Raw genomic sequence first — 13215 nt, forward strand, 5'->3', positions numbered from 1 at the left:
TCATCACTTGGTAACTCAACCAAACGGAGGCCATCCGCAAGACGGTCCCAGATATTAGGAAAGTTTTTTTCAAAAAATGCGACAACTATCTTGAAAAACGGCGGTCAGCCGGAAAGCCAGTTCGGTGCAGATTACCTCAGAAAAAATCATCTATCACAGAAATTCGCTGAACTAAGATGTATTGAGATCATCAGCGGCCAAGCCAGATTACAGATACCATGATCTGAGTTTGTCAGACCAATTAAATCTTGAGATGCAACGTTTTATCAAATGACAGTCATCTTTTGACAATTTATCCGCTGGATATCTCAGGCTTGCCTTGTGGGCTGACTCCGAATCCCAGACTAAAGCGGTAAGCGATCTCCCAGCAAATATCAAGCTTAGCAACGACTACGTTTTCCCCTTCGGTATCTCAAGCCTTGTGGATACTGTGAACGCATTCGGGATATAACTTCAAGGTGAATGTCACGATGGCATTGATAAAAGTGTAACCCAAACTGAGCGTTTCAAGTTTTTTACAGATACCATAATTGGTTTGTATGCTTTGCTTTTGCCGTTTACTGATCTTAAAAATTTGAAACCCGTTGGGATTGCCGATCTTTATCCGTCTCAGGCGGATCACCGCATAACCGGTGTCAGCCGGCATCCCGCATCGTCCACCATAGCGGAATGCCAGCTTTCTTGGTTCTGCGGCAAGCTCGACAATCACTCAACTTGGGTATAATTTGATGTACTTTTATTGGTATAATTTTTCTTGATCTAATTCTTTACCCTCATCAAGAACTTTCCGAATCAACTGAGATAGTTCAGTAATATTGAACGGCTTTTGGATAAAAGCGTTACATCCCCGTCGCATGATATCAGTCGCTTTGCCTTTGAGAGAATACCCACTGGACAATATTATTGGCATTTTGGGATGAATCTCACGGATGGCGTCAAAAGTCCCGCTGCCATCCATTCCCGGCATAATCAAATCAAGAATGACAAGATCAATATTGTCGCCTCTTTCAGATACCGCATCAACAGCATTTTTTCCACCTTTGGCGACAATGACACCATAACCCAATTTCTCCAACATCGGTTTGCCCACATCAATCACGACATCTTCATCGTCAACAAAAAGAATAGTTCCCGATCCTCGGATGATCCTATCATCGACATGCGCCTCTATATGGGCTGTTTTTTCTGATACTGGCAAATAGATGAAAATCGTTGTCCCGTGGCCGAGATCGCTATTAACAGTTATTACACCACCGTGGTTTTTTATGATGCCATAGGCCGACGCCAAACCTAATCCAGTGCCAAGGTATTTATCTTTTGTCGTAAAAAATGGATCAAAGACCTGCTGGCAGGTTTCCTTGTTCATACCGACACCGGTGTCTTTTACAGAAATTTTGACATATTGACCGGGTAAAGCAGCATAGGGTTTGCAAAAGGCAGCGTCTAAATTCAGGATCGATGTTTCCAGGTAGATTTCGCCGCCGTCCGGCATGGCTTGTATTGAATTGACGAAAATGTTCAAAAACACCTGCTCAATCTGTCGCGTATCAGCTTCTACCACCAGTGACGAAGGAAATGTGTTGCTGTGGATCTGAATATCCTTGCGGGTACGGCCGATAATGGCTGCGCTGGAAAGCAATAGTTCGCTGATGTCTATTGGTTTGACTTCGTATTTACCTCCGCGTGCCAACCCCAGCAGTTGCCTGGTAAGAGCACTGGCGCTGACGATTTGTTCCTCGATGGCGTTAATATGCTCTTGTTGAGGATGGGAAGGGCCCAACTCCAAGGTCATCAATGAGGCTCTTCCTTGGATACCCATCATCAGGTTGTTGAAATTGTGAGCTATCCCGCCTGCAAGCGTTCCTATCGCTTCCATTTTTTGTGCTTGCCGAAGTTGTTGTTCCATTCGCGACCGTTCGGCAATATCTTCATAAATAACCAACTGACCTTGGTTTTTTATATTTAATGGTTTGAAATTGATCTCTTTTTGCGAACCGTCCTTGCAGGTCACAGTATAAACATGTAGCCGGGATCGTTTGGTTTGAGGGTGCCGCTGATAATCAGACCATGCTTTCATCACCTCTTGGCGATAAAGGTCATCTGGAAAAGCTTTGTTGAACCATTCTATTCCTGTAGTGATATCGTCTATCGTGTACCCAAACACCTCCACAAATTTCGGGCTCACATATTTGTATCGACCATCTTCTCCGATCAGGGATATCCCGAGCGGGGACTGTTCCACCAGCATCCGGAACTTCTCTTCACTCTCACGCAGCGCTTTTTCCGCCCGTCTTCGGTTCTCAACCATATCGTTTGCCGATTCAGCAAGCTGGACAAAATCATAGAAATAAATGGCATTTCCTTCAATTTTGATGGCATCCGAAGATGCCTTGCTGAAAAATTTTTTAAACAATTTTATGTTATGATGTATTCGATCCGAAAGTAGTTTAACGATCAGAAAGATGAAGATAAGAAGCGTAAAAAGGATCAACGTCGTATTTCTAATATTTTTTCTGATTCTTCCTTCGAGTTCGGACTGCTTTAAGGCGAGTGCCGTATCAATTTCATCCAAATATAAGCCGGAGCCAATATACCATTGCCATTCAGGTACGCCTACCGCGTAGCTGATTTTAGGAGCATGATTTTTACCTTCGAATCTCGGAAGAACATATTCAACGAAACCGCCGCCTTCTTTTGCCAATTTTATCAGTTCCTGGACGATTTTAACACCGTTTATGTCTTCGATATCATACAGGTTTTTACCGGTTTCAGGACCAGATAGGCCCAACCCGTCCCATTTTCCGGCAAACACGTACCCATCTTTTTCAAACTTGATGTTTGAAATCCATTGCAGGCATTCTTCCTGAATATCATTCTCAACATAATCGAGATACTCCCCGGAACCGATTACCCAACCAATGGGTTTGAACAATTTCACAAAAGCGATTCTTGGGAAAAAACCTTGCTGGTTGGGTTTGGGCCAGGTGTAGTTGTAGAATCCTTCGCCATCTTCCCTAATGACGGCAAGCATATCGGAAACAACGAACTCACCTTTCCCCCCTCTGGCTTGCAGCATGTTCGTGCCTTCCATTTCAGGTCTGATTTCAAATAACGTTTCAACACCTTCCAACGTAAAGGCAAAATAATATCCGCGGCCGTTATTGTACCTCAAGGACCTGAGTGCTTGTTTGATAAGCGCCTCAATTTCTTCAGTGCTTTTTATATCTCTTTCTTTCAAATAAATATTCTCTATGATGGCATAGGCCTCTTCAACTCTGCCTTTTATGGAATCTTGCAACCGTTTCTCAGTTTGAGATTTCATGAAATTTACAAAATCTAGCGCCTGATTAACCTCCCGTTTTAATATTAACTTCTGGCTTTCCAGATAGGATGCACGCAGTGAGTTTGCCTCTTTTTCAAACCTAGACCATTCGGAGGTAACCCAAAGATAGCCGAGAGAAAAAATGGATATGACGCCAACAAGAGACATATGGATTAGAAAGATTCGACTGATGCTAAATTTGAGAGGTTTCATCGGATTGCCTTAAAAATGATTCAACTAATGCATAGAATGGATCTGTTGCAGGGGTCAAGGGACAATAATAATGGAGTTGAATCTATTGCTACCGGATTGCTGGGGTTAATCCCTGCCTGCTGGAAGCGTTGTCGGCTCGGATAGATTGCTGCCTGGTGTGCGATTAACGACATAGATCCCGATGCACACCATCGCCAGGGCGGTCAGTAACCGATAAGTGATTTGCTCATCGAGCAGGATGATGCCTTCCAGTACACCGAAAAGCGGGGTAAGGAATAAGAACGCACTCAACTTCGATGCCGGGTAGTTTCTGATCAGCCAGAACCAGGCGAGATAGGTGATAAAGGCGACCCAAATAATCTGGTAGGCGATGCAACCCAGAACGAGCGGCGTCACATTCGTGATTTCAGTTTGGCCTAGCAGTACTGCTCCGAGCGGCAGCACGACTGCGGATACGACAAGTTGGTAGAGCAATACACGGCTTGCCCGAATTCTGGACAATGGACTGGCTTTGACCATGATGGTGGCGGCAGCCCAGAAGACGGCTGCCAGCAGCAGCATCGTATCACCAACCAACATTAAGGATTGCGGTTTGCCGATGGATTCGCTGAAAGCGGTCACCATTCCTAAAAAAGCGCAGCACAGACCCGTAAGCTGGGCTTTCCTCAAGGATTCTCCAGAAACGAACCAATGGGCCCCCACAGCTGTAAAAAAGGGCATGGTGTACAGGAAGATGACCGACCTCGATGCGCTGGTAAATTCCAAGCCCCAGTAAATCAGCAAAAATTCGATGGAAAAGAACAAGCCGACGGCCATCCCCCACCAGAAGGTGCCGTCATGATGGTCGATTTTTTCCCGGCGCGCGACCATCCACAGATATAACAAGATCGCGGCACCAATGGATCGAATGCCTCCCTGCAGCGCGGGAGCAATGCTTTGGACGGCGATTTTGATTGAAATCTGTTGAAGCCCCCAGCTGGCGCAGAGGATGATCAACAAGACAATGGCCTTGACGTCAACTTTTACCGGTTTAGCGGTCATGATTATCTTGATAACCTTGATCTTGAACCACGATCCTATTTTTGAGATGGCTTATCGTAAACACCAAACGATGTTGATCATCCAGCGTTTCAATGTGGGCCCCTTGATACAATTTTTCTGGAAATAATAACAGACGTAAAAACCATGATTCTAAATCATTACCGAACGTCAAGCCTGCGTCTCTTTGGCTGGATAGGGGGAACCGATTTATTCGACGTGCTATTGACTAAAACACATAGACAAAATAAGCACGCTTTAGCTTTATCGGGTGAATGAATCGGAAGCGGCACGCCTCATCGCCATGCTAAATCGGGTGCCAAAAGAAAAGATAACGATGCCGGGAAAATTCGATGAATTAATAGTCGGGTATGTATTTGCCCTCGGGGCAACCGCCCTTTGGTCTGGAAACTTTATTGTGGCAAGGGGCTTAACCGATCAGATCCCGCCGGTTAGCCTGGCCTTTTACCGCTGGCTGACGGCTGTCTTGATCTTTTGCCCTTTTGCCGTTCGCGGGACAATCCGTGAATGGGGCGGGATAAAGCAGCATCTTCCCTATATAGCCATCACCGCATTTTTAGGCATTACCTGTTTTAACACCTTCATTTATGTGGCGGGCCATACCACTTCCGCTATGAATCTCTCGTTGATTTCAATCACCTTTCCAATTTTCATCGTCCTCTTTTCATCCGTGCTGTTTAATGAAAAGCTGACTCTTAAAAAAGGCGTCGGCATGTTGATGGTCTTGACGGGCGTCGTCTGCCTGATCACCAAGGGCTCTGTTGCCAAACTACTGTCTATCACTTTTGCAGTGGGTGATATGTGGATGCTGGCAGCAGCCGTTATCTTCGCTGTTTTCAGCATTCTGCTGAAACGAAAACCCGAGGCTATCAGCGTCCAATCCTTTCAATTTACATCTTTTGTACTGGGCCTGATCTTTTTAGCCCCGTTTTTTATCTGGGAGCGGATTCGGTTTCCTGGAAATGTTTTAAACCAAACCACTATTCCAGCCATTCTCTATGTCGGTATTTTTGCCTCTCTGTGTGCCTTTTTACTCTGGAACCGGGCCATTGTTATCCTGGGGCCGACCAGGGCGGGTATGGTCTATTATACGTTGCCGTTGTTCACCGGCCTTTTGGGTTACCTGTTTTTGGGTGAAGCGATCGGTATCATCCATCTTTTTAGCATGGTTGTGATTCTGACCGGAATTTTCTTGGCCAATCAAAGCGCCCGGACGAGGGTGGGGCAAACGGAAAAGCGGATGGAAACGACATAGGCGAAGCGAACCAATACTGGCCCTGCGGTAAAATTCTTCGCATGCCTTGATCTCGACCGAAATTCCTCATTTCTGGATGGGCCCTAACTAAATTTTTCCGGAATAGTAGCCCTTCGTCCCCGTGGGAATCGGATCCGCAGGTACGAACATGGTGTTCATGGTTGATCGGACATATATTAAAGTAAAAATAGTAGCTGACCAGGTAACCAGAAAAATACCCCACCAAATTCCGGAAAGACCCATTCCCAGCTGGCTTGCGAGCACATAAAATACTATTGCCGGTGCAACAATCTGACGATAAAGCCCTATCCAAATAGCGTACGAAGGCCGCTTCAACCCTTGCAGGGCCGCCACAGCCACAAACAGGATGATGTAGGCCCAGTAGATGAAGGCGGAAATCTTTAAATAAAAGGCACCGATTTTCAGCACGGCTTGATCGTTGGTGAATATCTTCATGATTAAATGGGGGAAAACAAAAACGATGATCATGCTCACCGTCGTGATGAGAATGCCGTACAGCAGTGCTTTGCGATACACTTCCCGGCAGCGCTGATAAAGTGCAGCACCGTTGTTTTGCCCAATCAAGGTCAAGGTTGCAGTTGTGAGTCCCATAATGGGTAACATGGCGATCTGGTCCACCCGGGTAGCGATACCATAAGCAGCGACAGCCGTCTGTCCGTATTTACTGAGAAACCAGGTGATAATAAAAATGCCAATGGCAATGCTCATGGTATTCAAGCTGGCCGGAAAGCCTTGCTTGGCAATTTCCCAATAAAAGTGGCGACGTGGAACGAACATCGACCAACATTCCCGACAAATCAAACCGGTCCGGAAAACGCGCGTGCCCATAAACAAGGTGCTGAATAGTTGAATTAAGATCGTCGCCCAGGCCACCCCGGGAAGTCCCAGGGCCGGCATTCCCAACCCGCCGTAGATAAACCAGGGATCAAAAACCAAATTGAGGAAAAAACCGATAATTAACACATTGCGAAATGTTTTGGTGTCACCCTGGGCGGTTAGAATTGCATTCAGAACAAAGGTCAGAGAAAAGAACACGAGACCACAAATGATGATGTTGATATAGGACAACGAGATGGCCAGGTACGTTCCGCTGGCCCCTAAAAACATGAATAGATAAGGTGCTGCAAAAAGACCGATCAGCGTCAGTGCCATAGACAGCAGGAAGGTGAAGGACACGGATTGAATTGCATAGAGTTGCGCTTTTTTTTCATCACCTGCACCCAGTGTATTGGCGATCAAAGCCGTTGCACCTGTGCTGATGCCAAATCCAATGGCCAGAATGACAAAAAATACTGGGAATGATAATGACAACGCAGCAATGGCTTCGGTGGATATCAGACCGCTGAAATAGGTGTCCACCACATTATACATGGTATTGAAAAACATGCCGATACTGGCGGGGATAGCCAATTGGGCAATTAACCCGGGAATCGGTTTGGTTATTAATCCATTGTCTGCATCCATAGATAATGAACCATGTATAACGTTAGATGCGGTGTTTCGCTAATAGCGTGCAGCTCGACAAGCCGCTTTTGGACACCATTAGAGAGATAAGATCATGGAGATATGCTATTTTTGGCCATAGGTCCGAATCTTTTTAATACGGCGACGAATATAGCATAAATACCAACAAACAGCGGAACGCATACCAGCAGCCAGGCGACCACGGCGTAAAGGATCGTTTCAAAAAAGGAAGCCATGGTGCCCCAGAAATTCTGCTGGAAAAGTGTGCTTAGCTCCTGAAACGAAAGCGGAGGCAGATCCACCTGGAAAATGAATGCACCAAGACTCATAAACGGGATCAACAAGAAAATCTGCAGTGGGTATACCAGATAGTTGAACAGCTGAATAGCGGGCAGATTCAGTCGCAGCATGATGGCGATGGCGGCACAGATCAGGGTCGTCGCGCCCAGAATCGGTAATATTCCAATTACGGCGCCAAACGCGATGCTCAGAGACAGCTTTTCAGGCGAGATGCCTTGCTTGAGCAAATTCAGGATCGGTTTGCCGATTTTATCATGAAAGAGTCGTTTTATCATTTCTTCAGCACCGTTATGGACGAATCGGTCATCGAGGCGACGGCCTGCTGCAGACATCTCCAGTTGACGTGTACGGTTATCAACGGCACGCTTCCGCGGCGGTTTTTAACGTTTGCAGAAACGCTATCGTCAGGCGATGCAGCCGCTTCGGCACACGCAGCAGATATCCCACCCACACCATCGGGCCCTTAAAGTGTTCGATACTCAATAACCTGACTTTCCCGTCTTGCTCACGAAATTGCCAGGTATGTGATGCGTGGATTCCCATTTTCCCGCCCTCCCAAACGACCTCCCGAGCCGGGTCGCATTTGACGATTCTGGGCTGAACTTTCATCGGGAAAACCAGGGGACGAATAACGAAAGAGAAGCAAGTCCCGACAGGCAACGTCTCGTCACCGGAAATGATGCAGCAGCTGCGGCAGGCCGTGTTCCAGTCGTCCCAATCTTCCATTCGGGAAAAGGTCTGCCAAACCACGCGTAAGGGGGCGTTAATCTCGATCTCTGCTTTAATTACCATTTGAACTCCTGCTGTCCACGTTTATCATAAGCACCAATTACGATAAGTGAAAGCTGCATGTCTGAGACAAAGATGGTTAAAACGCATCATTCATCACGATGTTTTGAACCGCGATAGCGAGCACATTCCTCGCCGCTTGTCGAAGCAAAGCGGAGATCCCGCCATCGGGGTCGGCGCGAAGCAAAGATCCCGCTCATCGGGGCGGTGGGGTTAGCGAGCGAACTGAAAATCGATTTTCTATCCTTACGGTGCTGCGCAGCACTGCCGTTACAGGCAGCACATTCCCCGCGGCTTGCCGCGGGGAGGGTTCAATCGTATCGATGTTCGCTTGATCCGTATCCTGGTTTTCATCCGGAGCTACCGGAATCAAAATTTCATTCCGCCGCAAAAACCACGGGGTAAATGGGGGATTGTAACGGGCCCATGTTGGATCACCGACAGTCGTGAGCTCATTTTCGCGAATCCACGCCTCAAGTTTCAATTTGTTATCGAGATAGCCTTTCTCACTCCAAAACCCGGTGTAGCGCACGACGGCCATCCGGCGACCTGGCACCTGGCGCAACGTTACCTTAGGATTTTCTGGAATCGGAAGCGTTTCAAGTGTGTATGAGGACGGCATCATGAAACTTACGACCCACTTACTATCAAGCTGCTGTTGGCCGACAGGAGCCGTCATCTTGATTTGCTCACCGTTGGCCTGCTGAGAAACGGGAGCCGTCATCTCGACTTTTTGACGCGATCGGTTGTCGCCTGAGATGTAACCAAACAGTATCTTAAACGCCATACTTCCTGCATCCTCGAGATTTCCGGCCACGACGGTTTCTGCAAGAATATGAGGTGCGTAATCGCGGATTTCAAAAGGGTTGGTTTTCCTGATTACTCTATAGTTGGCTTCTTCGATCGCCATTACATGCAATGCTCCTGTCAGTACCCATACGAATGCGAGTATAAAGCCGGCAGTACGATTCATATTAGCGTCTCCAGTGCCTGAATATTGGTTTGAGGTCACCCAGAAATGCAAATGACAACGATTACATTCACAATAGTCGGCATTTAAAGCGACAAAGCAATGATAAGAGAAGTGGGGATGGTGGGTAGGTCAAACCTACCAATTTGCGGGGCTCAATATATGGTTCGGGAAGAAATGGCTCGACAAGACGGGGATGTATATGAAGGTAACCGCCACTTCGTGTTGGGCGTCCATGCAAACCAAACTGTTGACCCACGCATATTCGGTATTAGCGTTGTAGGCAAGAAGCCACAGTTGGGTTAACCGTGTACCCTTGCCTGCCGCGTTACCAACCGAAGCGCTCCAATAGCAAACTCGAAGAAATATTGCGTCGGGTTAGCAAACCGTCTAAACCATGGAGGACATTCATGACAAAAAAATACACAACCATAGCAGCCGCTGTGATCGTCGGTTCACTGCTGACGGCATGCGCCACCAATCAGGGCCGCATCGTCGTCGAAACAAAAAGCGTCTTGCCAGGCACCCAGGTGGCAAAAAAAGGTCAGAATCTGCCATTAACCGGCACGGCCATCGAAATCGGACAGCGGCTGCCGGAAACCGAACTGGTCGATATGAAAACGATGAACGCCATCGATCTGAATGATTATCGGGGCAGCGTCCTTTTTTTGAGTATCGTGCCTTCGATAGACACATCGGTCTGCGAAGCCCAAACCCATTTTCTCGGGGAGGAAGGGGATGCATTGCCGGCGACAATCAAACGGATCACCATCAGTCGAGATACACCGTTTGCCCAGGCACGGTTTGCAAAGGAAGCAAAGTTGGAGGATATCCACTACCTGTCCGACTACAAAGAGGGGGCGTTTGGGCGGTCGACCGGATTGCTGATCGACGGCCCACGGCTGCTCGCCAGGTCAGTTGTGCTGGTCGATAAGCAAGGCATTGTCCGCTACATCCAAGTCGTGCCAGATATCACCCACCTGCCAGACATGAATCAAGCCTTTGCCAAAGCCATGGAACTTGACAACCGCCCTTAATGTTGACATCGGAAAGAAGACTTCTCACCAGGACATTTCGCGTCTACCCCAACGTTGCAGAAGCCGGAGGGATTCAGAGCCCCCGGTAGCGGGATTTCTGCTTCGCTCCAACAAGGCGCCAAGGGTGAAGTCGTAGTAATTTACTGCAATCCCTTGGCAACGCGGGTCGCAGATCCCGTTGAAGACGGGAATCTGGATTCCTCCCGCTTTCCCGCAAGGGTAAAAACTGAGAAAATTATTGTGTTTCCTGGAATTCACATTTGGTGAATTGCAATACATACGGAAAGTTGACACTAATATTCAATATTTTCTGCTAGTAAAAATAATTTTCGCATGTTTCTATGCAACATTGGGGTCTAATCATCCCACGCCGTTCCATAATCCCACGTATCTTTTATAATTTCAACAATCAGAGACGTCTCTGCCGAATTGACGCCATCGATCTGGCTGATCCGTTCAAAAATGAGTGTTTTGAATTCTGACAGGGAACCGGCGATGAACTCGATATCGATATCGTTGCCGCCGGTGGTCAGGGCAACATAGTTTAATGCTTCAATCGATTTCAGCGCCTGGAGGATGGCATCTTTTTTTTTCAGATCGATGCTGAGCTTAATGTTTCCGATAATCTCAAACCCAAGCCGGATCGGGTTACTGACAGCGATTACCTTGATGACGTCTTCAGCAATTAACCGTTTCAACCGGCTCCTGGCGGTGGTTTCAGAAATGCCGAGTTCCTTGGCGATGCTGACGATGGGCATGCGGCCATCTTTTTGAAGCAGGGAAACCATCCGCCGATCGACGCGGTCGAGCTTTTCGATTCCGGATGCGGTTGCTTTCATGCCTGTTACCCTCCCATTGAGTAAAAATTTGGTTAAAAAACGAAAATAGTTAAAAATATTAAAAATATTAGCGTAAAACGTTAAATTTGTCAAATTTTTTATTGCAATAAGCTTTTAGATCCTTTATGTGGAGGCTGGGAGCAGTATTTGTCTTGGACGACAGCGGCACCCAGCAATCAACCCAATCTGAATAAAATCGTGATCTAGAACAGACACGCTGTCTGACGGGACCTGAACCCGACGGTCGGATTGTGTTGACGGTTAAATTCAGTCCAAAAGGAGAAAGCATGAAACGCATTATTGTGATTGGGGTCGGCGCACAGGGAAGCACCATTGCCAAGCGGCTGAACGATCATCCGGGGGTGTCTGAAATCATCTGTGCGGATTATGAGCGCAAAGCCGCAGAGGCGCTGAGCAGTTCGTTGAACAAGGCCACGGCCTTGAAACTGGATGCCAGTGACGTCAACAACGTCATCCGGGCGGCCAAGGGATGCGATCTGATTGTCAACGGCCTGCCGCTGGATTTCAACCTGCTTGTCATGGAAGCGGCCCTGGCGGTCAATGCTTCCTACTTTGACATGGCGGGCCCCATGGAAGATATCGGTTTCGTGGAAAGTTACAAACTGCTTTTTTCCGAATGGCATGAAAAATTCAAGGCCAAGGGACTTACCGCCTTTGTCGGCGCCGGTTCATCGCCCGGCCTGGCTAACATTATGGCCAGAGAAGCCGTCGAGAAAATGGACCGATGTGAAACCATCAGTATTTATGTCTTCGAAAATGTTCTGACCAGGCGGTTTACCCCCTTCTGGTGGTCACCGGAAGTGGCCTTCTGGGATATGGCCTACCAGACCTTCCGATTTGAAAACGGAAAGCATGTCACAGACAGACCCTTCAGCCGTCCCATCAGGATGAAACTGAGGGGCATCGATCGGGAAGTCCGCATGGTGGACCACGAACACGATGAACCGATTACCATGGGACTGCTGGCCGACAACGTGCTCAAGGGTGTTAAGAATGTGGAGTTCAAATACGGTGGATTCGGTGTGAAGCTCTCCGAACTGTTCCACCGAATGGGGTTGCTTTCCGACAAACCGGTGGATGTCGACGGCACGAAAATCGTTCCCATGGACCTGATCCTCAAGCTGTGCCCGCCGGCACCCAAATATCCGGATGAACTCAAAGCCATCATCAATGACGGGGTTGTGGCCGAAGAAGCGGCTTTTTTAGTCCGAGTGGAAGGCTACAAGGATGAAAATCCCATACAGATCGACAGTTACGCCATGGGTCCGGGACTGGTGGAAGCCTTTGAAACCTCCGGCCTCAGTCATGAAGCCTATCTGACCGGTCAGTGTGCATCGGTCTTCGTGAAAATGCTGGTGGATGATGCCTTTACCGAAAAGGGGGTCTTTGTTCCTGAACAACTCGAGGCGGATGCCCGTGAATATTGCGTCCGCAATCTGGCCGACCTGGGGGTGACGATCGACGAAACCCAGCAGCAAAAAAGCCTGTACTCCCGTGATTGTCGCAAAAACGGCGCTAAACGCCAGCAGGGTGCCCTCCACCGGACCAAACAGGATGCACGCACGCCGTCTATTGCCTGACAGCCTGCTAAACATGGAAAGCACTGCCCTTCCCGCGGTGCTGAACCACGATAGCGAGAGCATTCCCCGCCGCTTCTCAGAGCGAAGCAGAGATACCGGGCACGGGTGCGACGGGGTTAGCGAGTGTCGATCCACAAATGGCCAATTTGCCTGATATCTGCGTTATGCTCAAAATTTTATCCTCGGAATATCAACTATATGCACCCCAAGGGCATTTCTTTCAGGGCACCTGCGGTAAAATTTTTCGCATGCCTTGATCTCAACCCAATTTGCCTATTTCTGGATGGACACTAGCGAGCGGACTGAAAATCGATTTTCATCCTTACGGTGCTGCGCAGCACCGCC

11 protein-coding genes are annotated in these 13215 nt (G+C 48.0%); 4 read left to right on the forward strand and 7 right to left on the reverse strand.

Annotation, left to right across the window (positions count from 1 at the left end; genetic code table 11):
* A partial coding sequence (locus QNK41_RS20305; protein WP_319260841.1) for a hypothetical protein occupies positions 1-222 on the forward strand: 222 nt, incomplete at its 5' end.
* A 514-nt stretch (positions 223-736) separates the two neighbouring features.
* Here the strand turns inward: QNK41_RS20305 and QNK41_RS20310 are convergent.
* Together QNK41_RS20310 and QNK41_RS20315 are read right to left on the reverse strand one after the other, a co-directional pair.
* Entirely contained in the window at positions 737-3535 is a 2799-nt protein-coding gene (locus QNK41_RS20310) for a cache domain-containing protein (protein WP_319260844.1), read from the reverse strand.
* 105 nt (positions 3536-3640) lie between these two features.
* Entirely contained in the window at positions 3641-4576 is a 936-nt protein-coding gene (locus QNK41_RS20315) for a DMT family transporter (RefSeq protein ID WP_319260846.1), read from the reverse strand.
* A 268-nt stretch (positions 4577-4844) separates the two neighbouring features.
* Between QNK41_RS20315 and QNK41_RS20320 the strand changes: the two genes are divergently transcribed.
* Entirely contained in the window at positions 4845-5849 is a 1005-nt protein-coding gene (locus QNK41_RS20320) for a DMT family transporter (RefSeq protein ID WP_319260848.1), read from the forward strand.
* 87 nt (positions 5850-5936) lie between these two features.
* Here the strand turns inward: QNK41_RS20320 and QNK41_RS20325 are convergent, their stop codons facing one another.
* The 4 genes from QNK41_RS20325 to QNK41_RS20340 form a co-directional block, all read right to left on the reverse strand.
* A complete protein-coding gene (locus QNK41_RS20325; protein WP_319260851.1) occupies positions 5937-7334 on the reverse strand; it encodes an MATE family efflux transporter in 1398 nt (465 codons plus the stop codon).
* 92 nt (positions 7335-7426) lie between these two features.
* Positions 7427-7909, reverse strand: coding sequence for a DUF2062 domain-containing protein (locus tag QNK41_RS20330; protein WP_319260853.1), 483 nt, complete (start codon positions 7907-7909; stop codon positions 7427-7429).
* A gap of 79 nt (positions 7910-7988) precedes the next feature.
* Positions 7989-8426, reverse strand: a complete 438-nt coding sequence (locus QNK41_RS20335) for an SRPBCC family protein (RefSeq protein ID WP_319260855.1) — start codon at positions 8424-8426, stop codon at positions 7989-7991.
* Positions 8427-8619: 193 nt separating this feature from the next.
* Positions 8620-9396: a heme-binding protein gene (locus QNK41_RS20340; RefSeq protein ID WP_319260860.1), complete on the reverse strand. Its 777-nt coding sequence runs from the start codon at positions 9394-9396 to the stop codon at positions 8620-8622.
* Positions 9397-9803: 407 nt separating this feature from the next.
* Between QNK41_RS20340 and QNK41_RS20345 the strand changes: the two genes are divergently transcribed.
* Positions 9804-10430 (forward strand): redoxin family protein, encoded by a 627-nt coding sequence (locus QNK41_RS20345; RefSeq protein WP_319260863.1) that lies wholly within the window; start codon positions 9804-9806, stop codon positions 10428-10430.
* Between the two features lie 356 nt (positions 10431-10786).
* On the opposite strand, the gene QNK41_RS20350 is transcribed toward QNK41_RS20345, so the two are convergent.
* Complete coding sequence (locus QNK41_RS20350) at positions 10787-11269, reverse strand: Lrp/AsnC family transcriptional regulator (protein ID WP_319260866.1); 483 nt, start codon at positions 11267-11269, stop codon at positions 10787-10789.
* 287 nt (positions 11270-11556) lie between these two features.
* Here QNK41_RS20350 and QNK41_RS20355 point away from each other — a divergent pair, with 287 nt between their 5' ends.
* A complete protein-coding gene (locus QNK41_RS20355; protein WP_319260869.1) occupies positions 11557-12870 on the forward strand; it encodes a saccharopine dehydrogenase family protein in 1314 nt (437 codons plus the stop codon).
* Positions 12871-13215 lie beyond the last annotated feature (345 nt).

Source organism: Desulfosarcina sp. (assembly GCF_033791525.1).
Taxonomy (GTDB): domain Bacteria; phylum Desulfobacterota; class Desulfobacteria; order Desulfobacterales; family Desulfosarcinaceae; genus Desulfosarcina.